The sequence below is a fragment of the Sulfitobacter pontiacus genome (assembly GCF_040790665.1).
In the GTDB taxonomy this organism is placed as follows: Bacteria; Pseudomonadota; Alphaproteobacteria; order Rhodobacterales; family Rhodobacteraceae; genus Sulfitobacter; species Sulfitobacter pontiacus.
In genome coordinates this window covers 1-22827 of sequence record NZ_CP160850.1, presented here as the reverse complement: position 1 = coordinate 22827, position 22827 = coordinate 1, and the positions used below count along the sequence as shown (strand labels likewise).

Genomic DNA, 22827 nt, shown 5'->3' with positions numbered 1-22827 from the left:
GAAATAGTAAGGTATTCACTTGCGCGAGACCTAATCAGGTCAGCGCGCCGGAGCAAGCCGCTGCGTCACAAACTTGGTCGCCACAAGCGGCATCCTGCCTACACCCATGTATTTACATAATATTTTCAAATACCCCACTAAAATACTCCCCCTTGTCGGCGCGACGCTTATACCCTATAAATAAAGTAAGATATTCAACCGGACAGGCCCGACCCCTGCCCCATGTATGGACTTCTCTTGATATGGCATCTTTGGCGACCCTTCCGATCCTCGACCGCGACGACGCACAGGCTCCCGCCCCCCGTATCACCCCCGAACAACGCGCCGCGCTGACCCATTTGCGGATGTCGGCGATGGCCTGTCGCGTCGCCGCGCGCACGGATCTTTACGAAGCCTGCGCCCTGCTCAGCCTTGATGGCGAGGACGCGAAACGCACATTTGTGGATACGCTGATCAAATGTCTGCCGAATGCGATCCAGCGCAAGGTCGTCTGGTTCGCGCCGGGCACAGACACGCTATCGTTTGACGAAGCATGGATCCTGCGCTGCCTCACCAGCATCCGCGAGGACGATCCCGCCAGTCTCAACTTCCTGATCAAGTCGCGCGTGGCCCCTGCGGACCGACGCTATATCGGCTATCTTCTTGGCCAGATTTCCGAGCAGTTTTCTCAAGTTTAGAATAATTCCAAAAAGACCTTGGCAAACCGTTTTTGGTGTCTATGTTGAATGGACAGCAAGCTAGTACCGTGCCAGCCAGTCAGAATTTTAATCACTTGGGGACGAGAAAATGAACCAGACAGCAGCTGCTTTGACAACCGATGCAAAAACAGCAATCGCCGATGCATTGAACCAATGCGTTGCGGAAACCGCCGTGACGACAATGCTGGCGCAAAACTTTCACTGGAACGTAAAAGGTATGGGTTTCGGCCCGCTGCACGACCTGTTCCAGAAGATCTACGAAGACCACTTTGTCGCGCAGGATGATCTGGCAGAGCGTATTCGCGCCCTTGATGTCCATGCCGAAGGGATGCTTGCAGGCATGCTGAAGCGGTCCAAGATCAACGAACATGATGGCCACGCCAACGACAAGGAAATGATCCGCATCATGATGGAAGCGCAGGAAACGCTGGCCTCCACCATCGCGGGCGCGGGCCAATTGGCCGCCGACCATGGCGACACGCTGACAGAAGATCTGTGTATCGCACGCGGGACAGAGCACGAGAAATTCGCGTGGTTCCTGCGCGCACACCTCGCAGGCTAAATAGCCCGCCCGCTGATCCCGTCAGCACCCAAATCAAATCGCGGCTAGAGAAGCTTCTCGGCCGCGATTTTGCGTTTTGCCAGCTTCTTGCGATAGGCCAGATCCCAATGGCCGTATTTGCCCAGACGTTCCTGTTGTGCGGTCAGCATCTGGATAAAGCCCACGCGGTGGCTTTCTTTCTTCAGCGACTTGAACATGGATTTCTGCGCCTTGGTCATCGAACACCCGATGCAATGGCCTTCGCGTTTGAACTTGCACACGTCGATACAGGGGCTGGGTGTTTTTGCCATGGGAAACCTTGCTGATTGATCCGGCGGTTTGCCCCCTGCCCGCGCAGGGTGCCAGCGGTAGCCTATGCCAGCAAAAGCAAGGCCGCGCCAGTGGGGGCGCGGCCTTGGTCGTTCAAATCATCGTTTGCCGAAGGGGGATCAGGCGGGATCAGCACCAAAGACACCGCAGGCAATCCGGTCGCCCGCATCGCCTGAAGGTTGCGAGCTGTAATCGTCCTGCCCGCCGTGGATAACAAAGGCAGCGCCGTCGTCATCCATCAGATGCTCTTCGACATTCAGGAACGGTAGGAACACTTCCTGCTCTACGGTGCCATCACTGCCCACCGTGACATTCGGCATATCTCCGGGGTGTGGGCCACCGGCGGTCAACACGCCATGCTCGCGGTCCCCCGCGATATGTCCGCCAGCGGATTTGAACCCGTCGCCCGAACAATCACCGGTTTCATGCAAATGCACCGCAATGCCCCCTGCGGGCAGGTTGGACAGCGACAGTTTTGCCAGCGCCACGCCGGACTCGGTATCCTGAACCGTCACGGTTCCGACCTCTGCGCCCTCGGCATCCATAACCGGCGCAGTCGTCTCGGCGGCGAAAGCGGCGCTTGTCATCAGCCCGCAGGCCACGGCGGTGGTGAGTGCGAATTTCATTGGAATCTCCCTTTTCATGCTTGGGTTTGAACCGGCCAGCTGTGGTCGATTGGTCAAAGACCAACCCGCCGCATTTACCCAAAGTTCCAAGCCCCCGTGCCCCCACGGCAAAACAACGCCCATCGGCAGAAGTTAGCCGCCCCTCGACGGACGCGGAACCGCCGCGCCGTCTCTATCGTTTCAACTACAGGTAACCACAACACAGGAGAGTTTCGACATGACTGCGACATCACATTCTAGCCTCGTATCTTCCTCTGACGTGAATGGTACGACTGTTTACAGCCGCGACGGCACGCATATCGGGTCCATTGATCACCTGATGATCGATAAGCAATCCGGCAAGGTCGCCTATGCCGTGATGGGCTTTGGCGGGTTTCTGGGCCTGGGCGAGGATCACCACCCCGTGCCGTGGGGCAAGCTTGAATACGACACCACCAAAGAAGGCTTCGTGACCGACATCACCGAAGAGCAGGTCAAAGGCGCACCAACCCGCAGCGACGGTTGGGTGACAGACCGCGAATGGGAACGCCGGACCCACGAACACTATATGGTGCCGAACTACTGGATCTGATCCACAGAAGTTAACGACGCAGACCGTCCCCACATCGGGGGCGGTCTTTTTCTGTCACTGCCCTACATCCAGACCAATAGCTTTCAAGAGACCGGATTGCCCCTATGCCCAGTTCCGCCCCCTGCCCCCCTCTCCCGCACCCGTCTTGCGCGCAGGAGACACGCTGATGTGGGAGGATCTGCTGAACGAATTCGCCCTCGCCCCCAGCCTGCCCCTGTCGGTCGTTGTGGCCCGCACCCTTGCGACGGTGGTATTCTGCGGGCTGATCGGGCTTGAACGCGAAACCTCCAAACGGCCTGCGGGTCTGCGCACGCATATGCTGATCGGCCTCGCGTCGTGCATCTACTGCCTGCTGACCCTCGCCCTGCTCGCCCGCAGCGCCGAATTCGGCGACACCATCCGGATGGACCCCCTGCGTATCATCGAGGCGGTGACCAGCGGCGTCGCTTTCCTTGCCGCGGGGCTGATCGTCTTTTCCCAAGGCAAGGTGCGCGGCCTGACAACGGGGGCCAGCATGTGGGTCGCCGCCGCCGTTGGCGTGGCCTGCGGCTTGGGCGAATGGACGATCGCGGGCATGACCGTGATCCTCGCGCTGATCATCATCGCGCTGGTGCGCAAGCTAGAAAAACACGCGGGCACCTATGAAGAGCACGACTAGCCGCGGCCATCGGCAGCAATGCAACAGTTTGTGACCCAGAAACACGCGCCCTTGTTTTACAACTCCGGCGAAATACCCTAGCTGCATAGCAAATTCATATGAGGAATATCACGATGAGCGTTCGGGTTTGGATTGCAGGCTGTGCCGTATTGGCACTGGCTGCTTGTGCGGATGTACAGACCACCACTGACAAGATGACCAACGACCAAGGGTTTTTCACCGAGCTGCCCGAAGGGGTGCGCTTGGTGGCTGCCAAGAACCAGGATCTGACCGCGGTTAAGATCGACCCCAGCAACGGGTGCTACGTCTATCGCTACCGCGGGCCGGTCGAAACCACCTTCCTGCCCCTGCGCGCCGACAACGGCCGCCCGATCTGCAGCCAAACGATCGCCGCAGCTGCGGCGGGCTAATCGCGCCCCGCGTCTTGACGTAAAAAGGCCGCCCGAAGCATCTCGCTTCGGGCGGCCTTTTCATGTGTGCAAAGGTCGGGACTTAGGTCGCAGCCGTCACCAGCTCTTCCGGCGGGTACAGGACCGCGCGCGATCCGGTGTTCACGTTCTCGTACAGATCGTTGATATGCGCCATGATCATCCGCACGCAGCCAGAGCTTGCACGCCCGCCGATCGATTGCGGGTTAGGCGACCCGTGGATGCGCAGATAGGTGTCGCGGTTACCGACGAAAAGATACAGCGCGCGTGACCCCAAGGGGTTCTGCGGGCCTGCGTCCATCCCATCGGCGTGTTGTTCATAAAGCTCGGGATCGCGGCGGATCATGTTCTGCGTCGGCGTCCAGGTTGGCCATTTCGCCTTGCGCTTGATCGAATAGGTGCCGGGCTCGTACAGGTTACCCCGCGCAATCGCCACGCCATAGCGCATAGCCGTGCCATTGTCCTGAATGTGATACAGATACCGCGCGACCGCATCGACGTGGATATCGCCCGGCGTCAGACCGGGGTTCGCCTCTACCAGTTGGGGCAGAAAGCGGGGCGCGACGCCCCAGGGGTTCGTCGTTGCAGGATCGTAGCCCGCTGGCGTTACCTGCGCATCCCATGCGTCCCACATCGACTTGTCTGTCGTCGCAGCGGCGGCGAGACTGGGGGCCAGAGGGGCAGAGAACAACGCGGCAGCGGAGCTGGTGATAAAATGGCGTTTGGTCAGCATGCGTGCACGCTCCTATTTAGTTAGTGCTTGACGATGTAACCCCCAATCGCGCGACCCAGTTCCCAAGAACCAGTCACATGGCTGTGTGAGTTTGTTTCGGCCCGCGCAAACTAGACCGCCCCCACCAGAAACGCCACGACTAGTTTCGCCAAAATTTTTTGCAAAACTGCGGAACATCTCGCTCACGCGGGCGTTATTTAGACAAATGACCAATCATTTGGGTTTCGTATGCCAACGTATTCCAGACGATCAGTTCTATTCGGCTTCGGTGCCGCAGTCGGCCTTGCGTCCCTCCCGCGCCATGCCTTTGCCGCCCTTGATGGCACCCCCTTCACCTTCCTGACCGATCCCGAGGCCCGAAGCCTCGCACTGCTGTGTGACACGCTGATCCCGCAGGATGATTTCCCCTCGGCCAGTCAGGCCGGCGTGGTCGATTTCATCGACCTGCAACTTGCGGGCGGATACGGGCGCGGGGAACACCTGTATATGGACGGGCCCCACCCCCAAGGCACGCCCGAGCAAGGCTACCAATCTCCCCTACGCCCCGCCGAGCTCTGGCGCGAGGGGCTGGCGGCGATGCAGACCGTCATCGGCCCGCTTGACGGACAACCGCAATCCGCGCTCGACCAGCTGATGACCGGCCTGTCCGAGGATAGGCCCGCGCTTGCCGGTCGTGTCGGGGCCAAAACCTTCTTTACCGAACTCCACGCCCTGACGAACCAGGGCTATTTTGCCGACCCGATCTATGGCGGCAACAAGGGCTATGCCGGTTGGCATATGGTCGGCTTCCCCGGGGCCTTCGGCTATTTCACCGACACGGTCGACGCCCACAATCGCCCCTACCGGCAGCCCCCTATGGGCATCGGGCATCAACCGGGCACAAGCGACTTCAACTGGGAAAGGTAGATCATGGCACGGCGGCTGGCGAAAACAGATGTGGTCATCATCGGGGCCGGTTGGACGGGTCTGACAGCTGCATATGAACTTGCCCACGCTGGCAAACGCTGTGTGGTGCTGGAACGCGGATCCTACCGCCACGACGCCGATGATTTCGCCGCCCCCAAGGAACATGACGAACTGAAATATGCGGTGCACCACGCGCATATGATCAACACCCGCAAAGAGACCCTGACCTTCCGCAACAACGCCAGCCAGCAGGCGCTGCCGATGCGCAGGCTCGGGTCGTTCCTGCCCGGTGTCGGGCTTGGCGGCGCGGGTATCCACTGGAACGGCCAGCTTTGGCGGCCCCTGCCCTCCGACCTCGAAATGCGCAGCCACTACGAAAACCGCTATGGTGCCGACTTCATTCCCGATGATCTGAATGTGCAGGATTGGGGCGTCACCTATGACGAGCTTGAACCCCATTTCGATTTCTACGAGAAAATCTGCGGCACCTCCGGTATAGCAGGCCAGATGGCAGACGGCCCGCGTGAAGGCGGCAACCCCTTCGAAGGGCCGCGCAGCGCCGATTATCCCAACCCGCCGATGCGCCAGCCCATCGGCCCCACCAAATTCGGCGAGGCGGCGCAAAAGCTCGGCTATCACCCTTTCCCCATGCCCGCCGCCAACGCCACTAAAGAATACACCAACCCCTACGGAGCCAAGCTGCATCCCTGCACCTATTGCGGCTTTTGCGAACGCTTCGGCTGCGGCTACTACGCCAAGGCCGACCCGATCATCTGCGTCTATGACCAGATCAAATCCCACGAGAATTTCGAGATCCGCTATCAGGCACAAGTCTTGCGGGTCGAGAAGTCAGAGGACGGCAAGACCGCCACCGGCGTCACCTATCTGACCGACGCGGGCGAAGAGGTGTTCCAGCCCGCCGATATCGTCTGCATGAATGCCTATGGCCTGTGGAATGTGCATCTGATGCTGGTCTCCGGTCTGGGCAAACCCTACGACCCGAAAACCCGCACGGGCACCGTGGGGCGGAACTATGCCTATCAGACGATGGCGGGTGTGAACGTATTTTTCGATGATCAGGTGGTGACCAACCCCTTTATGGGGGCGGGGGCGCTTGGCACGGTGATCGACGATTTCAACGGTGACAACTTTGATCACAGCGATCTGGGGTTTCTGGGCGGCGGCTATATCGCCTGCACGCAGACCAATGGCCGCCCGATCAACTACCAGCCCACGCCAAAAGGCACGCCCGCATGGGGCGCCGACTGGAAACGTGCCGTGCGCGAGAATTACCTACACCACGCCAGCCTGACCGTCCACGGGTCATCCATGGCGACGCCCGATAACTACCTTGACCTCGATCCAACATGGAAAGACGCCTATGGCCGCCCGCTGCTGCGGATGACCTTCAACTTCCCCGAAAACGACCGGCGCATGGCCGACTATGTGATGGGCAAGGCGCATGAGATCGCGCGCAATATGGATAACGTGACATCCACCTCCGCCAGCAACCGTGCGGCAGAGGGCAGTGATTATTCCATCGTGCCCTATCAGACCACCCATAACACCGGCGGCACGGTGATGGGCACGGACCCGACCACCAGCGTCGTGAACCGCTTTGGCCAGATGTGGGATCATCACAACGTCTTTGTCTTTGGCGCAGGGCTGTTTCCGCAGAACCTTGGCTACAACCCCACGGGGCCGCTGATGGGTGTCGCCTATTGGACGCTCGATCACATGAAGAACGACTATATCGCCAACCCGCGCCCACTGATGGACGCCTGAAGCAGAGGAGCCGCCATGAACATCCCGCATCGCCCCCTGCTTAGCCTCGCCCTCGCAGCCTTTTTGCCCGCGCTGGCCACCGCGCAGGCGATCCCTGCGGATCAGCCCTATGGTACGGCGCGCGACCTGTTCAACATGACGGTCGATACGCCGCCCGATGCCGACACGCTGGCACGGGGGCAGACCATCGCCCTACAGGGCGCGGGCGATGTGCAATCCTGCGTGACCTGCCACAGCGTTGACGGTCAGGGTGACGGGTCGGGCAGCTTCCCGCGGCTGACCGGACAACCGGCGTGGTACCTCGACAAGCAGCTGGATGACTACGCCAGCGACGCGCGGCCCGACGACCTGATGACGCCCGTCGCGCAATCCCTCTCTGAAGACGACCGCGCCGCGGTCAGCGCCTATTACGCCTCTCTCGCCGCGCCGCTGCGGGTGGCGCGCGGGCAGGTCTCGGTACAAGATATCCAGAAAGGTGCCGCCATCGCGCGGGCCGGATCGCCCGAAAAGGGTCTGCCCGCCTGCACCAACTGCCACGGGCCCGACGGCACGGGCAACCCGCCCTCGGTGCCCTATCTTGCCGGTCAATACGCCAACTACATGGTGCTGCAACTGGACCGCTGGAAACGCGGCCAGCGGGACAATGACTTTGGCGGCATGATGTCCGCCATCGCCCGCAAAATGACCCCCGAGGATATGCGCGCCATCAGTGAATACTACGAGCGCGTGGCCAACCCGCTGACGACGAAAGACCCTCAATGACGCTCAACGCCCCCTCCCCCGCAACGCAACAGAACCGGAGGCCCCATGTTTGACTGGATCACCGGCCTGCTGGACGCCGCAGGCTATCTGGGCGTCGCGTTTTTGATGTTCGCGGAAAACGTCTTTCCGCCCATCCCGTCCGAGCTGATCATGCCGCTGGCGGGGTTTCTGGCCTATCAGGACCAGATGAACTTTGTCGGCGTGGTGATCGCGGGCAGCATCGGGTCGCTGGCGGGCACCTACCTCTACTATATCATCGCGCGCAAGATCGGGCGCGACCGCGTGCGGCGCCTTCTGGAAAAGCATGGCCGCTGGCTCACCATGTCCCCCGAGGATCTTGACCGCGCGTCGGACTGGTTCGACCGCCACGGCAATCTGGCCGTGCTCATGGGGCGCATGGTGCCCGCGATCCGCACATTGATCTCGGTGCCCGCGGGGCTGACGCCGATGCATCACCTGCCGTTTCTGGCCTTCTCGCTGGCGGGCACGGTGATCTGGAACACATTGCTGACCGGCCTCGGCTACGCGCTCGGGTCGCAATACGATCTGGTCGCGGACTACATGAACCCCGTGTCCAACGTTGTCATCGGCGCCTTGGTGCTGACCTACATCTACCGCGTGATCCGCAAGAAAGGCGGCAGCGCACAAGACGCCACGGGCTAGCCGTCGCTACGGGCGTGAACTGGTGACGGCTGTGATGTCGGGGCCACGCCCCCGGCAAGGGGGGAAGGGAGTGTCCCATGACCAAGGATGTTTCAACAACGCCGGATCAAGACGGCGAGAAAACCGAACTTAAACGCGTGATGGGGCCCGGATTGCTGCTGCTGTTCGTGGTGGGCGATGTCTTGGGCACAGGGATCTACGCGCTCACAGGCGAAGTCGCGGCAAAGGTCGGCGGCATCGTCTGGCTGCCGTTCCTCGTGGCCTTTGTCTTGGCCACCGTGACCGCTTGCAGCTACCTTGAACTTGTCACCAAATACCCCAAGGCCGCCGGTGCCGCGCTTTATACGCAGAAAGCCTTTGGCGTGCATTTCCTCACCTTCCTTGTGGCCTTCGCTGTGATGTCGAGCGGGATCACCTCGGCCTCGACCGCCTCGCAGGCTTTTGCCGAGAATTTCGGCAAAAGTTTCGGTCTGGGCGACGGGGCCTTCCTGATCACCGCCATCAGCATCGGCTTTATGGTGCTGCTGGGGCTGATCAACCTGCGCGGCGTCGGCGAAAGCGTGAAGGCAAATGTGGTGCTCACCTGCATCGAACTGACCGGCCTGCTGATCATCATCATGATCGGCGCCGCCGCGCTCATGGGCGGGCAAGGCGATTTCGGCCGCGCGTTCGATTTCAGCAGCGCCGGAGAGCAGGGCCTGTTCTGGCCCGTGATCGCCGCGACCACGCTGGCCTTCTTTGCAATGGTCGGCTTCGAGGATTCCGTGAACATGGCCGAAGAGGCCAAGAACCCCTCGCGCATCTTTCCCAAAGTCCTGCTCGGCGGGCTGCTGATCACCGGCGTGATCTATCTGCTGGTGTCGATCACCGCCATTGCCCTTGTCGACGCAAAGGCCTTGGGCGAAGGGGCCACCCCCCTGCTCAAGGTCGTCGAAGCCGGCGCGCCCTGGTTCCCGCTCAGCGTCTTCGGCATCATCACCATGTGCGCCGTGGCGAACTCCGCGCTGATTAACATGCTGATGGCCAGCCGCCTGCTGTACGGGATGGCGCAGGAAAAAGTGCTGCCCTCCATTCTGGGCAAGGTGCTGCCCAAACGGCGCACGCCCTATACGGCCATTGTCTTTACCACCGGGCTGGCGATCGCGCTGATCACCTTTGTCGGCGCGGTGCCTGATCTGGGGGGCACCACCGCGCTGCTGCTGCTTGCGGTGTTCACGCTGGTCAATATCGCCGTGCTGGTGCTGCGCAGCGATACGGTGGACCACGACCATTTCACCAGCCCCCTCGGCCTGCCCTATATCGGCGCGATATCCTGCGCCTTTTTCGTCGGCCCGTGGACGGGGCGCGACAGCGTGCAATACCTCATCGCCGCGGTGCTGATCGGCTTGGGTGTCGTGCTCTGGGGTGCGACCGTATTCTACATGAAATCAAAGGGGCAAGACCCGCTTGCCTCGGACATGGACAAATTGTCAGAGTGAAAGGAGCCCTCTTGCAACACCCTTGGCGCATCTGTGTAATCGCCCCGGCCGCCCTGCTTCTGGCGGGCTGCGAGGGGCGTCAATCCGTGCTGGCCCCCGCCGGTCAGGACGCGTCGGATGTGCTGAACCTCTTTTGGGTGATGCTGGTCGGCGCGGTGATCCTGTGGGGGCTTGTCGCGCTGCTGTTTGTCTATGTCACACGCATCAACCCCTGTGCCATGCGCCGCCGCCCCGCCGAGATGCTGATCGTCGGCGGGGGCATCCTCTTTCCCGTGGTCCTGCTGGGGGGGCTGCTGATGTATTCCCTGCCGCTGATGGGACCGACCCGCGCCGAAGGGGACGGGCTGGTCGTGCGCGTCACCGCCGAACAATGGTGGTGGCGCGTCGAATACCAACAGCAGGGGGAGACGAGAACAATCGTCTCGGCGAATGAACTCCGCCTGCCCGCCGGTGCCCGGACCGAGCTTGTGCTGAACGCCCATCGGGTGATCCACTCCTTCTGGGTGCCGGCCCTTGGCGGCAAGACCGATATGTTCCCGGGGCGTGAAACCCGCATGACCCTCGCGCCCACCGATCCCGGCATCTACCGGGGCCAATGCGCCGAATTCTGCGGCGCCTCCCATGCGCTGATGGCCTTTGAAACCGTGGTGATGCCACCCGATGAATTCGACCAATGGCTGAGCGCCGAGGCGCGCGATGCCAAGCCACCCCAAGGCGCGCTGGCCAAAGCCGGCGCAACCCTGTTCCTTGAGGAAGGCTGCGGCGCCTGCCACAGCATTCGTGGCACCAAAGCCATCGGCAAGACCGGCCCCGACCTGACCCATCTGGCAAATCGCCACTCGCTTGCCGCGGGCACCCTGCCCCTGAACGCGCAGGCCATCGCCACATGGATCGGCCACACCGACACGATCAAACCCGAGGTCAATATGCCCACCTATGACTTCCTGTCCGACGACGACCTCGCGGCGCTCGCCGCCTATCTGGGGGGGCTGGAATGACCCGCAGATACCCCGATGTGCTGCAACCCGAAGGCACCTACCCCCCGACCGAGGATATGCTCGCCGAACCCGTCCCGCAGGAGGTTCAAGAGGCGCAGAAAAAACGCCTGCGTGCGGCTTGGAAAACGCCGCAAGGCTGGCGCTACTGGTCGGCGGTGAACAACACCGAGGTCGGCATCTGGTACACGATGACCGCGTTCTTTTTCATGCTCTGCGCCGGTATTCTGGCGGTGCTCATGCGCACCCAGCTTGCCGTGCCCGAGAATGATTTCCTCGACGCCGACCGCTATAACCAGTTCTTCACCATGCACGGCTCGGCGATGATGTTCCTCTTTGCCGTGCCCATGTTCGAGGCGATCTCGATCCTGCTGCTGCCCGGTATGCTGGGCGCGCGCGACATGCCGTTCCCGCGGCTCAGCGCCTATGGCTACTGGTGCTTCCTGATCGGCGGCATCTTTGTCTTCGCGTCCATCCTGTTCGATTCCGGCCCCAAGGCGGGCTGGTTCATGTACCCCCCGCTCGCCACCAAGGAAGAAGGCATCGGCCCCGATGTCTGGCTTTTGGGCCTCTCGTTTATCGAGGTCGCCTCCATCGCCGCGGCGGTCGAGCTGATTGTCGGCGCGCTCAAATGCCGCCCGCCGGGGATGCGCGTCAACATCATGCCGCTTTATGCGTGGTATGTGATGGTCGTAGGCGGCATGATCCTCTTCGCCTTCCCGCCGCTGATCGCGGGGGATTTCCTGTTCGAACTCGAACGCTCCTTCGATTGGCCGTTCTTCGATCCCGTCCGGGGTGGCGACCCGATGCTCTGGCAGCATCTGTTCTGGATTTTCGGCCATCCGGAGGTCTACATCATCTTCCTGCCCTCTATCGCGATCGCCGCGATGATCGTGCCCACCGTCGCACGCACGCCCATCGTGGGCTATTCGTGGATCGTGCTCAGTGCGGTCGGCACGGGGTTCTTGTCCTTCGGGCTGTGGGTGCATCACATGTTCACCACCGGCCTGCCCCAGATCAGTCTGGGGTTCTTCTCTGCCGCGTCCGAGGCCGTGGTGATCCCCACCGGCATCCAGCTTTTCGCCTTTGTCGCGACGCTGATGGTGGGACGGGTCAAGATGACCCTGCCGATGCTCTGGATCGCGGGGGCGCTGGCGATCTTTGTGGCGGGCGGTCTGACAGGGGTGATGCTGGCCATCGTGCCCTTCAACTGGCAGGCCCATGACAGCTACTTCGTCGTGGCCCACCTGCATTACACGCTGTTTGGCGGCATGGTCTTTCCGGTCATGGCGGGGGTCTATTATTTCTTCCCCTTCTTCCGCAAAAAGCTTCTGTCCGAAACCCTTGGCCGTTGGGCCTTCTGGCTGATCTTTGTGGGCTTCAACGTCACCTTCCTGCCGATGCATCTGACGGGGCTCAAGGGGATGCCGCGCCGGATCTTCACCTACCCGGGCAGCGCGGGCTGGGACTGGCTCAATATGATGTCCACCGTCGGGGCCTATATCACCGCCGCAGGCTTTGCCGTCTTCGTCTACGATCTGCTGCGGCCCAAAGCGTACCAAGGCCAGATCAAGCGCAACCCTTGGGGCGGCGGCACGCTGGAATGGGCCCATGATGTGCCCGAAGAGGCATGGGGCAACCGTTCGGTGCCCTATATCACCTCGCGCTATCCGCTGTGGGACCAGCCCAAACTGGTCGAGCGTATGGACGCGGGCCGCTACTATCTGCCCGACGCCCCCGAGGGCAAACGCGAGACGCTGATCACCTCGGTCATCGACGCGAAACCGCTGATGGTGCAGCGCGTCACCGGCCCCGCGTGGATCACCATGCTCGCCGCGTTCTTTACCGGCGGCGCGTTCATCTTCCCCACCTTCCACATCTACGAACCCGCCATCGTCTGCGGCGCCTTCGCCATTGTCTGCGTGCTCTACTGGCTCTGGACCAGCACGGCACAGGTGCCGGATCAGGAGCGTAAGGACGTGGGTCTTGGCCTCAGCCTGCCGACCTACGCCTCGGGGCCGACCTCTGTCGGGTGGTGGGCGGTCTGGATCACGATGCTGGGCGACAGCACCGCCTTCGCCAGCCTCGTCTTCGGGTTCTTCTTCTACTGGACCGCGCGCCCGGACTTTATCACCATCGGAGCGGACCACGCGACGGGCGCCGCCGTCGCGCTCGGGGTTACGCTGTTTGTCGTCTCATGGGCCGCGACCGTGCTCGCACGCGAGGTCAATAAACGCAGCCATATCACGCTGGCACGCCTCGCATTGGCACTGGCCGCGACCTGCACCGTCGGCGGGGCGGGGCTGATCATCCTGTCGGTCCTCGACCTTGAGCCCACAACCCATGTCTACCCCGCGACCATGTGGGCGCTGATGGTCTGGCTGGTGGCCCATTCCCTGCTGGGGGTCATCATGCAGCTTTACGCGCTGGCAGGGTCGATCTTTGGCAAGGTGACCCCGCAATATGACGCCGATCTGTGCAACGTCACGCTGTTCTGGCACTTCATGGTGCTGACCGCGCTGGTCACCGGCTTTATTCTGGGCGTGGCCCCAAGGTTGCTGGCATGAACCAGATCTCCACCGAAGAAGAGCAAGAGGAATTCCACGAGGAACAAGACAGCCTCTGGCGGCTCGCCCTCAGCCCCACGCTTTGGGCGCTGCATTTCGTGATCTGCTACGGTGCCACAACCGTATTCTGCGCCGATCACATCCTCGGCGTGGATTACCTTACCACCCTTCGCCTCGGCATCGGGCTGCTGACCATAGGCGTTCTGGCGGCGATCGTCTGGCTGGGCTGGGGCGCGTGGCGGCAATGGGATGTGGTGCGCGACCGCGAATGGGAAAACGACGCGGGCAACAACGAGGACCGCCACCAGTTCATGGGCCACGCGGCCTTCCTGCTGTCGCTGATCTCGGCGGTCGGGGTGATCTATGTCTCGCTCCCCGTGCTCCTGATCGCCAGCTGCGCATGACCCGCGCCGCGACATATCTAGGGTTTGTCCTGCTTGGCCTGCTCTGGCTGGTGCCGCTGGAACGGCTGACCGGCGCCGCCTTCCCCGTCCATATGCTGCGCCATATGGGGCTGGTCGCCGTGGTCGCACCGCTGCTCGCCTTCGGACTGGGCGACCGGCTGCGCTGGCTGCTGATCTCTCCGCTGATCGCGACGGTGCTTGAATTCATGGTGGTCTGGGCATGGCACCTGCCGCAACTGCACGGGATGGCCTATCTGCTGCCCGCGGGCTTTGCGCTGGAACAGGGCAGTTTCCTGATCGTCGGACTGCTGGTCTGGGTCAGCGCCCTGCGCGCGCACAACGGGCTGGCAGGGGCCGGATCGCTGCTGCTGACCTCGATGCATATGACCCTACTGGGGGCGCTGCTGATCCTCGCCCCCCGCGATGTCTTTGCCGAGATTTGCGGCCGCGCCGCCGACCTTGGCGGGCAACAACTGGGCGGGCTGCTGATGCTGGGCATCGGCACACCGGTCTATCTGATCGCCGGATTGTGGCTGGTGGGCCGTGACCTGCGCAGCACCGACCACGCACCCCAAACGTAACGGAGCAAACGCAATGAGAACTGTGATCAAAACCCTGATCGTTCTGGCCCTGCTGGGGGCTGTCGGCGCGGTGACCATCGTGGGGCTGGGGCTGTTCAACGTCTCTGCCCGCGCGGGCCATATTCCGGGCGTGTCCTGGGTGCTGCACACCGCCTATCGCCAGTCGGTCAAACTCCGCGCCCCTGACGCCGAACAGGTGCCCGACCTGTCCGACCCCGATCTCGTCGCCCTCGGCGCGGGGCATTTCGACAGCGCCTGTAGCTTCTGCCACGCTGCCCCCGACCGGATCCACTCCGCCACCGCCGACGCCATGTCGCCCGAACCGCCCCATATCACCGACGCCGTCGCCGACTGGCAGCCGCAACATCTGTTCACCATCGTCAAGGATGGCGTCAAGATGAGCGGCATGCCCTACTGGCCCGCCGAAAACCGCGAGGACGAGATCTGGGCCATGGTCGCCTTCCTTACCCATGTCCGCGAGATGGAAGGCGCGGGCTTTGACGCCGTGCTGGCGTCAGACGCAGCAGCCGACGACACCGCGCTGACCTATTGCGCCTCCTGCCACGGCGCGACGGGCAACAGCAAAGGCAACGGCCATATCCCCCGCCTCGATATCCTCGACGAAGGGTACATGCAGGACGCAATCATCGCCTATCGCACGGGCGCGCGGGACAGCGGCTTTATGGCCCATGCGGCGACGCAGCTTCCCCCCGATGACCTGACCCGCGTGATCCGCCACTATGCCGCATCCGCGCCCGATGGCCCGACCCCGAGAGCTCCCCTGTCCCCGGCAGAGCTTGAGCTGATGGAGCAAGGGGCCGGCGTCGCCGCCATCGGCAATATCGACGCGCCCTCTTGCGCGTCCTGCCACGGCCCCGGTCTGGAGCTGACCAAACCCGGCTTCCCGCGCATCAGCGGCCAGCCGCGCCCCTATCTGGCGCAGCAGCTGAAGCTTTGGCGCGATGGCACACGCGGTGGCGGCCCCCGCAAAGAGCTGATGGAAAAAGCCGCTCGCAATCTGTCAGATGCCGAGATCGACGCGCTGGCGCTGTATTATTCCCAGCTTCCGGCGGAGTAGGCAAAAAGGGTAACCCTAGTCGAGCGCACCAGAATCTGCCCGCAGAAACATCTTTTTGCGGCGCGACCACCGAAGCCCGACGTCACGTGCCGTACGCTCCATCCCGCGGTGCAATCCATAGTGGCGCAGAAACGGTATCCAAGACGGCAGCTTGGTCACGCTGTGATCGCCAAAGCCGTCCACGATCAGCGGTCGCCACGTCCCGTCCTGCTCGCCCCAAACGATGTTTCTTGGGCCAACGTTCGGCGCAACCACCCCAAGCGCAAACATCGCGCGGGAAAAGTCGTTCAAAGCTTTCAGCGCCGGCGTATCCAGCAGGTCCTGTGCAATGAATTCATCCAGCGTCAGCCCCAGCCCGCCTGTCGCCGGCCCCACACGTTGCATCAAAAGGCCCAACCCGTGATCGGTGCGCATGATGCCATTGGTGGACGCGATCGGCGACGCATGCCCCATCTGGTAGCTGCGAATTCGTATGGTGATGTCGTGGTTCACCTCGCGAAACAACGCGCGATGCGGTGCCATGGGAAAATGCTTGTGCAGAAACGGTTTTATGCCGCCGCGCGCGGACTCGCTGACGGGCCTTAGCGGGACTTTGACAACAAGGTCATCAGGTGCCGTGACCGAAAAAACCGCCCTGTCCTCCTCTCTTCTAAGAAGAGTGCCGGTTTCATTATGAATGAGTTGAACTGTTGCTGACATCTATACTTATTATCTTTAGATCTGGGCACTTACTAACCGTCGCACGCTATGGCGAATCCGTAACCTAAAGTTGCGGCCCGAGTCAAAAGGTATCTCTTAGGTCGACTTGCCAGAACAGACATTCGCAATTTTCCGCTGCTTGAAAACAACTGTCCCCGCTTGACATTCCCCTGCGGCACTTTGATTGACATGCGTTAAGAACGATAGAAACCATAGAAAAGGGTGGAATGTGCGTTTTCTCGCTGGAGTAGCATCCCTCATCTGCGCTGTTAATCTGATTATCGGAAAAGTCTTTTCCTGGCTCGCGCTGGCCATTGTCGTCGTCTGCTTTACCGTAGTGGTACAAAGATACCTCTTTGCCACCAGCTACGTCTGGATGCAGGATCTCTATATCTGGCTGAACGGGGCGATGTTCACCGCGGTGGCAGGCTTTGCCCTGCTGCGCGACGATCACGTGCGCGTCGATATCTTTTACCGTCCCGCCAAACTGCGCACCCGCGCCATCACCGACCTGATCGGGGTGTTCGTCTTTCTGCTGCCCTTTACCTGGATCGTCTACATCTATTCGATGCCCTTCGTGCAGCGCGCGTGGGGGTACCACGAAGGCTCTGCCAACGTAGGCGGGATGCCGGGGCTTTATATCCTCAAAACCTTTATCATCGTCTTTGCGGCCCTGATTGCGGCGCAAGGCATTGCCATGGCGATCCGGTCCATTCTGGTGCTTGGTGGCAGGGCTGATCTTGTGCCCGCCGCGATGCAATACAGCCCGGACGCCATCAAACCCGCCACCACCGAGGGAGCCGCCTGATGGACCCGATCATGATTGGCGAGATGCTCGCCGCGCTGATGTTCTTTGGGGTCATCGGCTTTTTGCTTCTGGGCTTCCCCGTGGCCTTCACCCTCGCCGGGACTTCGTTACTATTCTGCGGTGTAGGCATGGCTTTGGGCGTGTTCGACCCATCCAACTTCGGGTCTTTGCCCAACCGATATATCGGCTTTATGACGAACGAAGTGCTCGTCGCCGTGCCGCTGTTCATCTTCATGGGGGTGATGCTGGAGCGCAGCCAGATCGCCGAACAACTGTTGCTCACCATGGGCAAGATGTTCGGCAATATGCGCGGCGGGCTCGGGATCTCTGTGGTGCTGGTCGGGGCGATGCTCGCGGCCTCTACGGGTGTGGTGGGCGCGACCGTGGTGACGATGGGGCTGATCTCGCTACCCGCGATGCTGCGGGCGGGCTATGACCCGAAACTGGCCACCGGCGTGATCTGCGCCAGCGGCACTTTGGGCCAGATCATCCCCCCCTCTACCGTGTTGATTTTCATGGGCGATATGCTGTCGGGCATCAACTCGCAGGTGCAGATGGCCAAGGGCAACTTTGCCCCCACGCCTGTCTCTGTCGGGGATCTCTTTGCCGGCGCCCTGCTGCCCGGGCTGCTGCTCGTGTCGCTTTACCTCGGGTATGTGCTGTTCAAAGCCGCAACAGACCCTAAATCCTGCCCGGCCACCCCCGTTCCAGCGGATGAGAAATCAAAGCTGCTGCGCGAGGTCTTTGTAGCGCTTGTCCCGCCTTTGGCGCTGATTTTGGCCGTGTTAGGGTCTATTCTGGGCGGCATCGCCACCCCGACAGAGGCCGCATCCGTCGGTGCCGTCGGGGCCATGATCCTCGCCGCATTGCGCTGGCGTCTGTCCTTTGGCGTGCTCAAAGAGACGATGGTATCGACGGCCACAATCACCAGCATGGTCTTTGTGATCCTTCTCGGGGCCTCGGTCTTTTCGGTCGTGTTCCGCATGATGGGCGGCGACAATCTGGTGCATGAATTCCTCAGCAATCTGCCGGGCGGGACGCTCGCTGCCGTTGCAGTGGTAATGATCATCATGTTCTTCCTGGGCTTCATCCTCGACACCTTCGAGATCATCTTTATCGTGATCCCGATCACCGCACCGGTGCTGCTGATGCTGGATGTCGATCCGATCTGGCTGGGTGTGCTTGTGGGGGTGAACCTGCAAACGTCGTTCCTGACCCCGCCCTTCGGCTTTGCGCTGTTCTACCTGCGCGGCGTCGCCCCGGCGGACCTGCCCACCAGCGCGATCTACAAGGGCATCCTGCCCTTCGTGATGCTGCAGGTGGTGGCGATTGCGATCCTGTTCATGTTCCCGCAGATCGTGACCTGGTTGCCCAAGCTGATCGCAGGCTAAAGGCCACCATATCTTTTGACACGCTAAGGGGATCGCCCTCCCTGGGGGGGGCGATCCGCAGGTTTGAAAGTGGCAGCCCCGGTGCATCAACCGCTGACCGATGCAGATGGCGCGACGTCGTAAAATCGCCCTCCGGGGGGAGGGAGGGCGATGCCCGGTGTGCCACCGGGCGGGACGGGGATTAGGCCCCTGCCCCAGCACGAAAAAAGGCCCGGTGTTTCCACCGGGCCTTTTCTGTATCCGACGGGCGGAGCTTAGTATTTCAGGAAGCTCTGACGCGCCTGAATGTAGGGGCTGTCGATCTTCTCTGTCCGGGTGCGGACAAGGTTCAGCGCTTCGACAAAGCTGTCGGCGGTTTTCTTGACCAGCGGGTCGTCGCTGCTGCGCAGTTCCTCGACCACCTCGACCGAGGCTTTGGCACCGGCTTCCATGATGTCATCGGGGAAGTTGCGGACGGTCACGCCGTGCTCTTCCACCAGCGTTTTCAGCGCGCGTGGATCGTTGGCATAGAAGTCGGCCGCGACCTGATCGTATTCCGCCTGGCTTACATCACGGATGATCGCCTGCAGGTCTTCGGGCAGTTCCTGATACTTCTTCTTGTCGACGACCAGCTCGGTCGCGAGGCCGGATTCAACGAAGGACGGCATGTAGTAATTCTTGGCAACCTGATGGAAGCCGAGCGCAAGATCATTGTAGGGGCCGACGAATTCGGCCGCGTCCAGCGTGCCCGATTGCAGCGCCTGAAAGATCTCGCCCGCGGCCATGTTGGTGACCGTGGCGCCCAGTTTCTCCCATACGCGACCGCCAAGGCCGGGGGTCCGGAAGCGCACGCCTTTGACATCGTCAAGGCTGGTCAGTTCGTCGCGGAACCAACCGCCTGTCTGCGTGCCGGTGTTGCCCGACAGGAAGCCCTGAACGCCGAACTGGTCATAGATCTCGTCCCAGATTTCCTGACCGCCCATATAGCGCATCCAGGCTGTCAGTTCTGGCGTGGTCATGCCGTAAGGAACGCCGGTAAAGAAGGACAGCGCCGGCGATTTGTTTTGCCAATAGTAAGCGGCACCGTGGCTCATCTCGGCTGTGCCGTCGATGACCGCGTCCAGCGACTGCAGCGGCGGCACCAGTTCGCCCGCCGAGAAAACCTTGACCGTCAGGCGGCCACCGGAAGCGGCGGTGATGCGGTCTGCCAGACGCTGCGCGCCGACACCCAGACCGGGGAAGTTTTTCGGCCAGGTGGTGACCATGCGCCAGGTAATGTTGCCTTGGGCGACGGCGGGTGCGGCCAGCGATGAAGCAACGGCCCCTGCCCCCGCAACGCCTGCGCCACGAATAAATGAACGACGATCCATGATGTTTCTCCCGAGATCAAAAATATGTCGATAAGGTCTTTCTGACATCTGCCAGCCCTCCCCTATGGGCGCACGTTAATCCCGCGTTTCAGGGGATGTCCATGGGTCAACGTCGGGTTCTGGTGCCGATAGGGCGAAATCGCGGTGGAATCTGCATCTTTCAACCGCAAAGCTGTTTTGAATCAAAGCGTTAAGCCGATATTCGCGGCGAAAGCTCCTTGTTTTATTGGGAAATGGGGCAATTGCGCTCTCCGCCCCGTCAACGCACAAAAAAGGGGACGCTTCTGCGCCCCCCTTCCCGGCTACCCCCCTCATTTACCCTTGCCGGTTACCCATGGGTAACCCGATGCGCGGTGGTTACCCATGGGTAACCGGGTGGGCAGCGGTTACCCATGGGTAACCGTTTACCGGATGCGTGGCCCGTTGCTGAGCACCTCTTCAAAGGCGCGCACGGCTTCTTCCAATTGCTTCTTGGGCATGGTGGCAAAGTCGATATCGCTCATCAAACGGCATTCACCGTGGCGGGCGGTGACCTTGGTCTGGCCGACGTAGAATTCGAACTTCTGCTTAGGCTCTGCCTTGGAGGCGGGCTTCTCTGTCGGCTCGTTCGAGGTGGTCAGAAAATCCTTGAGGATTTTATTCTGCTCGTCCGGCGTCGAGGCATCCAAGAGTTTTTCCTGCAAGACACTGGCTTGATCCGGTGTGCGCAGCGCGCGCGCGACATCGACACCCAGATTACGCGGCACGGCCTTGGGCCACTGCAAGCTCCCCTCCAAAGCAGAGAGAAGGAAGACGAAGCTTTTGATGTAAGACCGCTTGGTCTTGTGCAGCGCGCTGTAAAGACGGGTCACCAGCTCTGCCGGGTCGATCTCTTCTACCGCGTCGTCCTTGGCGGCGGTGATCGCCACCTGTGCCATCTCGGCAAAAGACAGATCTTCGCGCACGACGTTCTCTTCGACCATATCCACATAGCGCGAAATGCGGTCATCCTCGCCGACCTCTACCCGCGCGGTGATCGTGCCAAAGCGGTCGTCTTTGGTTTCGGAAAACAACTGCGACAGTGCGGTGAAACGGCGCCAGCCTTTCTTGAGCTGGTAGCGCCCGTTCGGCCCGACATAGACCTCGACGGGTTCGCGCTGCCCGCGTTCGCGGATCGAGGATTTAAGCTCCTCCATCTCGTCGGACTGGGCGACTTCTTCCAGCGCGAGGCGATCGCGCGGCAAATCGTCGGTGAAGATTTCCGACAGGTCGATCTGATAGAGCACGCGGCCTTCGCCTTGGGCCTGCCGGAAAGTCTTGGCGTCTTCGGCGTTGCGGCGGCGCTGTTCGATTTTGGCTTCGGTTGCCTCTGCTAGGTTTTCGGCCACGTCCCGCACGGCGGCGCCCATGGGGCCCGGCTGGCGGTTGCGGCGGCTGCCGGATGTGGGGGCTTCTACCGGGGCGAAGCCGAATTTGTTTTTACTGCTCATTCTGCCTTCTCCTTACGTTTTCCGTTTTCTTTCCACGCTTCGAGCACGGTTTGCAAAAACTCGTCATAGGCACGGTCGAAACTTTGCCGCGCCCGTTTCCATGTTTCGCGCGTCATCTGGCGATAGTCCTGTTCGTAAACCGACATCTGGAACCGGCCCGATTGTTCGACCGCGCGGGTCATTTCAATCGGGTGGGCGCAGACGTCGGCGCCGAAGACGTTCTTGAACGCGTCGATCATGGCGCTGTGCAACGGATTGTTGGATTCAAAACGGGTCATAAGTAAACGGATGTCGGAAAACTGTTTAGGAAGCGTAATGCCTGCGTCCGCTGCGAGGCTTGCAAACCCTTCCGAGATATCGGCCATGGCGTCGCCAAGCTGGCCCAGATAGCTGGTCGTACTGTCATATTCCCAGTAGCCCGGGCCCGAGGGAATATAGAGAATATCAGCCGCAAACGCGGCGTTTAGGGACTGGTAGCCGATGGCGGGCGGGCAGTCGAAAATGATGATGTCATATTGATCGTCGGGCAGTTCATCGAGGTAGCGCGCGACGCAGCCGAAAAAGCTCCATGCCTTGTGGAGTGCGCGGTATTGGGCCGAGGCGAATTCGACGAAGGCCGCGTTGGCGCAGGACGGGATGATGTCGATCGTGGGCCAGCAGGTTGGCTGGATGAATTCCTGAAACCGCTGCGCGCCGATGGATTGCACGTCTTCAGGCAATTCGTCCGCGGCGGGGTAGGGGCAGTCATCGGGGTCATCATAGCTTTCCATGATCCGGTTGGATTCACGGCAGAGGTCGCGGCACATGATGCCCCAGACCGTGTGGCTTTCCTTGACCTCGGTCAGCCCCATCGAATGGGTCAGCGTCGCTTGCGGGTCGAAGTCGACGCAGAGCACGCGGTAGCCATCAAGGGCGGCGGCATGGGCGAGGTGTTGTGCGACGACCGTCTTGCCGACACCGCCTTTGAAGTTCGACACGGCCACGCGCATGGCACGGCCCCGGGGGCGTTCGGGCAGCAGCTTGCGACCGCGGAATTTGGCGCGGCGGCGCAGTTCGTTGATCTCTTCGAGGCTGAACCAACGCTGGCGGCCATCCTCTTCGGTGAGCCCTTGGGGCAGGGTCGGGTCGTCCGCCAGCTTCTTGCGCAGGGTGTCGGCGGGGACGTCGAACATGAACTGGCTGATCTCCCAGATGGAGAAGGGGCGCAGGGCCTTGATCTCTCCGGGGGAGAAGGTGGCGCGGCGCACGGCGGCCTGTTGTTCCAAGCTGCGCTCGTTCATGTTAAGAAGGTCGTTGTGATTTCTCAT

At 61.5% G+C, this 22827-nt stretch carries 24 protein-coding genes; 17 read left to right on the top strand and 7 right to left on the bottom strand.

What is annotated here, in order from left to right; all coding sequences use genetic code 11:
- The first annotated feature begins 242 nt into the window (after positions 1-242).
- Together AB1495_RS15020 and AB1495_RS15015 are read left to right on the top strand one after the other, a co-directional pair.
- Entirely contained in the window at positions 243-677 is a 435-nt protein-coding gene (locus AB1495_RS15020; RefSeq protein ID WP_074637141.1) for a hypothetical protein, read from the top strand.
- A gap of 109 nt (positions 678-786) precedes the next feature.
- Positions 787-1260, top strand: coding sequence for a Dps family protein (locus AB1495_RS15015; RefSeq protein WP_005848741.1), 474 nt, complete (start codon positions 787-789; stop codon positions 1258-1260).
- Between the two features lie 44 nt (positions 1261-1304).
- On the opposite strand, the gene AB1495_RS15010 is transcribed toward AB1495_RS15015, so the two are convergent.
- Positions 1305-1550: a DUF1289 domain-containing protein gene (locus AB1495_RS15010; protein ID WP_037941374.1), complete on the bottom strand. Its 246-nt coding sequence runs from the start codon at positions 1548-1550 to the stop codon at positions 1305-1307.
- Positions 1551-1688: 138 nt separating this feature from the next.
- Positions 1689-2195: a superoxide dismutase family protein gene (locus AB1495_RS15005; RefSeq protein ID WP_005848745.1), complete on the bottom strand. Its 507-nt coding sequence runs from the start codon at positions 2193-2195 to the stop codon at positions 1689-1691.
- Between the two features lie 217 nt (positions 2196-2412).
- On the opposite strand from AB1495_RS15005, the gene AB1495_RS15000 reads away from it, so the two are divergent.
- The 3 genes from AB1495_RS15000 to AB1495_RS14990 all read left to right on the top strand — a co-directional run bounded on the left by AB1495_RS15000 (position 2413) and on the right by AB1495_RS14990 (position 3834).
- On the top strand, positions 2413-2766 hold the full coding sequence (locus AB1495_RS15000) for a PRC-barrel domain-containing protein (RefSeq protein ID WP_174226631.1): 354 nt from the start codon (positions 2413-2415) through the stop codon (positions 2764-2766).
- A 166-nt stretch (positions 2767-2932) separates the two neighbouring features.
- The gene (locus AB1495_RS14995) at positions 2933-3424 is read left to right on the top strand and encodes an MgtC/SapB family protein (protein ID WP_074637142.1); all 492 of its coding nucleotides are present in this window, start codon (positions 2933-2935) and stop codon (positions 3422-3424) included.
- A 113-nt stretch (positions 3425-3537) separates the two neighbouring features.
- Complete coding sequence (locus AB1495_RS14990; protein WP_074637143.1) at positions 3538-3834, top strand: hypothetical protein; 297 nt, start codon at positions 3538-3540, stop codon at positions 3832-3834.
- An 82-nt stretch (positions 3835-3916) separates the two neighbouring features.
- On the opposite strand, the gene AB1495_RS14985 is transcribed toward AB1495_RS14990, so the two are convergent.
- Positions 3917-4585, bottom strand: coding sequence for a L,D-transpeptidase (locus AB1495_RS14985; protein WP_009824246.1), 669 nt, complete (start codon positions 4583-4585; stop codon positions 3917-3919).
- A gap of 228 nt (positions 4586-4813) precedes the next feature.
- Here AB1495_RS14985 and AB1495_RS14980 point away from each other — a divergent pair, with 228 nt between their 5' ends.
- The 10 genes from AB1495_RS14980 to AB1495_RS14935 all read left to right on the top strand — a co-directional run bounded on the left by AB1495_RS14980 (position 4814) and on the right by AB1495_RS14935 (position 15804).
- A complete protein-coding gene (locus tag AB1495_RS14980) occupies positions 4814-5491 on the top strand; it encodes a gluconate 2-dehydrogenase subunit 3 family protein (RefSeq protein ID WP_009824247.1) in 678 nt (225 codons plus the stop codon).
- Positions 5492-5494: 3 nt separating this feature from the next.
- Entirely contained in the window at positions 5495-7276 is a 1782-nt protein-coding gene (locus tag AB1495_RS14975) for a GMC family oxidoreductase (RefSeq protein WP_074637145.1), read from the top strand.
- Between the two features lie 15 nt (positions 7277-7291).
- Entirely contained in the window at positions 7292-8038 is a 747-nt protein-coding gene (locus tag AB1495_RS14970; protein ID WP_074637146.1) for a c-type cytochrome, read from the top strand.
- Between the two features lie 45 nt (positions 8039-8083).
- Positions 8084-8701 carry a DedA family protein gene (locus tag AB1495_RS14965; protein WP_074637147.1) on the top strand — a complete coding sequence of 206 codons (618 nt, stop codon included), beginning with the start codon at positions 8084-8086 and terminating at the stop codon, positions 8699-8701.
- A 77-nt stretch (positions 8702-8778) separates the two neighbouring features.
- On the top strand, positions 8779-10179 hold the full coding sequence (locus AB1495_RS14960) for an APC family permease (RefSeq protein WP_037967033.1): 1401 nt from the start codon (positions 8779-8781) through the stop codon (positions 10177-10179).
- Positions 10180-10190: 11 nt separating this feature from the next.
- On the top strand, positions 10191-11177 hold the full coding sequence (locus AB1495_RS14955) for a cytochrome c oxidase subunit II (protein WP_074637148.1): 987 nt from the start codon (positions 10191-10193) through the stop codon (positions 11175-11177).
- Positions 11174-13741: a cytochrome c oxidase subunit I gene (ctaD, locus tag AB1495_RS14950; protein WP_074637149.1), complete on the top strand. Its 2568-nt coding sequence runs from the start codon at positions 11174-11176 to the stop codon at positions 13739-13741. The genes AB1495_RS14955 and ctaD overlap by 4 nt, the downstream gene beginning before the upstream one ends.
- The gene (locus AB1495_RS14945; protein WP_005848768.1) at positions 13738-14145 is read left to right on the top strand and encodes a hypothetical protein; all 408 of its coding nucleotides are present in this window, start codon (positions 13738-13740) and stop codon (positions 14143-14145) included. Before ctaD ends, AB1495_RS14945 begins: the two co-directional genes overlap by 4 nt.
- Positions 14142-14726: a cytochrome c oxidase assembly protein gene (locus tag AB1495_RS14940; RefSeq protein ID WP_074637151.1), complete on the top strand. Its 585-nt coding sequence runs from the start codon at positions 14142-14144 to the stop codon at positions 14724-14726. The genes AB1495_RS14945 and AB1495_RS14940 overlap by 4 nt, the downstream gene beginning before the upstream one ends.
- Positions 14727-14739: 13 nt before the next feature.
- Positions 14740-15804: a c-type cytochrome gene (locus tag AB1495_RS14935; RefSeq protein ID WP_074637153.1), complete on the top strand. Its 1065-nt coding sequence runs from the start codon at positions 14740-14742 to the stop codon at positions 15802-15804.
- A 15-nt stretch (positions 15805-15819) separates the two neighbouring features.
- On the opposite strand, the gene AB1495_RS14930 is transcribed toward AB1495_RS14935, so the two are convergent.
- Entirely contained in the window at positions 15820-16503 is a 684-nt protein-coding gene (locus AB1495_RS14930) for a YrbL family protein (protein WP_074637155.1), read from the bottom strand.
- A gap of 229 nt (positions 16504-16732) precedes the next feature.
- On the opposite strand from AB1495_RS14930, the gene AB1495_RS14925 reads away from it, so the two are divergent.
- Together AB1495_RS14925 and AB1495_RS14920 are read left to right on the top strand one after the other, a co-directional pair.
- Entirely contained in the window at positions 16733-17311 is a 579-nt protein-coding gene (locus AB1495_RS14925) for a TRAP transporter small permease subunit (protein WP_174226630.1), read from the top strand.
- Complete coding sequence (locus AB1495_RS14920; protein WP_005848778.1) at positions 17311-18702, top strand: TRAP transporter large permease subunit; 1392 nt, start codon at positions 17311-17313, stop codon at positions 18700-18702. Before AB1495_RS14925 ends, AB1495_RS14920 begins: the two co-directional genes overlap by 1 nt.
- 254 nt (positions 18703-18956) lie before the next feature.
- Here the strand turns inward: AB1495_RS14920 and AB1495_RS14915 are convergent, their stop codons facing one another.
- From AB1495_RS14915 to AB1495_RS14905, 3 genes are all read right to left on the bottom strand, one after another.
- Positions 18957-20051, bottom strand: a complete 1095-nt coding sequence (locus tag AB1495_RS14915) for a TRAP transporter substrate-binding protein (RefSeq protein WP_074637156.1) — start codon at positions 20049-20051, stop codon at positions 18957-18959.
- 404 nt (positions 20052-20455) lie between these two features.
- The gene (locus AB1495_RS14910) at positions 20456-21520 is read right to left on the bottom strand and encodes a ParB N-terminal domain-containing protein (RefSeq protein ID WP_074637157.1); all 1065 of its coding nucleotides are present in this window, start codon (positions 21518-21520) and stop codon (positions 20456-20458) included.
- Positions 21517-22827, bottom strand: coding sequence for an AAA family ATPase (locus AB1495_RS14905; protein WP_107277637.1), 1311 nt, complete (start codon positions 22825-22827; stop codon positions 21517-21519). Before AB1495_RS14905 ends, AB1495_RS14910 begins: the two co-directional genes overlap by 4 nt.

Coding starts and splice junctions, on each gene's coding strand:
- AB1495_RS15020 (WP_074637141.1), top strand. CDS start 243: ATGGCATCTTTGGCGACCCTTCCGATCCTCGACCGCGACGACGCACAG.
- AB1495_RS15015 (WP_005848741.1), top strand. CDS start 787: ATGAACCAGACAGCAGCTGCTTTGACAACCGATGCAAAAACAGCAATC.
- AB1495_RS15010 (WP_037941374.1), bottom strand. CDS start 1,550: ATGGCAAAAACACCCAGCCCCTGTATCGACGTGTGCAAGTTCAAACGC.
- AB1495_RS15005 (WP_005848745.1), bottom strand. CDS start 2,195: ATGAAATTCGCACTCACCACCGCCGTGGCCTGCGGGCTGATGACAAGC.
- AB1495_RS15000 (WP_174226631.1), top strand. CDS start 2,413: ATGACTGCGACATCACATTCTAGCCTCGTATCTTCCTCTGACGTGAAT.
- AB1495_RS14995 (WP_074637142.1), top strand. CDS start 2,933: ATGTGGGAGGATCTGCTGAACGAATTCGCCCTCGCCCCCAGCCTGCCC.
- AB1495_RS14990 (WP_074637143.1), top strand. CDS start 3,538: ATGAGCGTTCGGGTTTGGATTGCAGGCTGTGCCGTATTGGCACTGGCT.
- AB1495_RS14985 (WP_009824246.1), bottom strand. CDS start 4,585: ATGCTGACCAAACGCCATTTTATCACCAGCTCCGCTGCCGCGTTGTTC.
- AB1495_RS14980 (WP_009824247.1), top strand. CDS start 4,814: ATGCCAACGTATTCCAGACGATCAGTTCTATTCGGCTTCGGTGCCGCA.
- AB1495_RS14975 (WP_074637145.1), top strand. CDS start 5,495: ATGGCACGGCGGCTGGCGAAAACAGATGTGGTCATCATCGGGGCCGGT.
- AB1495_RS14970 (WP_074637146.1), top strand. CDS start 7,292: ATGAACATCCCGCATCGCCCCCTGCTTAGCCTCGCCCTCGCAGCCTTT.
- AB1495_RS14965 (WP_074637147.1), top strand. CDS start 8,084: ATGTTTGACTGGATCACCGGCCTGCTGGACGCCGCAGGCTATCTGGGC.
- AB1495_RS14960 (WP_037967033.1), top strand. CDS start 8,779: ATGACCAAGGATGTTTCAACAACGCCGGATCAAGACGGCGAGAAAACC.
- ctaD (WP_074637149.1), top strand. CDS start 11,174: ATGACCCGCAGATACCCCGATGTGCTGCAACCCGAAGGCACCTACCCC.
- AB1495_RS14945 (WP_005848768.1), top strand. CDS start 13,738: ATGAACCAGATCTCCACCGAAGAAGAGCAAGAGGAATTCCACGAGGAA.
- AB1495_RS14940 (WP_074637151.1), top strand. CDS start 14,142: ATGACCCGCGCCGCGACATATCTAGGGTTTGTCCTGCTTGGCCTGCTC.
- AB1495_RS14935 (WP_074637153.1), top strand. CDS start 14,740: ATGAGAACTGTGATCAAAACCCTGATCGTTCTGGCCCTGCTGGGGGCT.
- AB1495_RS14930 (WP_074637155.1), bottom strand. CDS start 16,503: ATGTCAGCAACAGTTCAACTCATTCATAATGAAACCGGCACTCTTCTT.
- AB1495_RS14920 (WP_005848778.1), top strand. CDS start 17,311: ATGGACCCGATCATGATTGGCGAGATGCTCGCCGCGCTGATGTTCTTT.
- AB1495_RS14915 (WP_074637156.1), bottom strand. CDS start 20,051: ATGGATCGTCGTTCATTTATTCGTGGCGCAGGCGTTGCGGGGGCAGGG.
- AB1495_RS14910 (WP_074637157.1), bottom strand. CDS start 21,520: ATGAGCAGTAAAAACAAATTCGGCTTCGCCCCGGTAGAAGCCCCCACA.
- AB1495_RS14905 (WP_107277637.1), bottom strand. CDS start 22,827: ATGAGAAATCACAACGACCTTCTTAACATGAACGAGCGCAGCTTGGAA.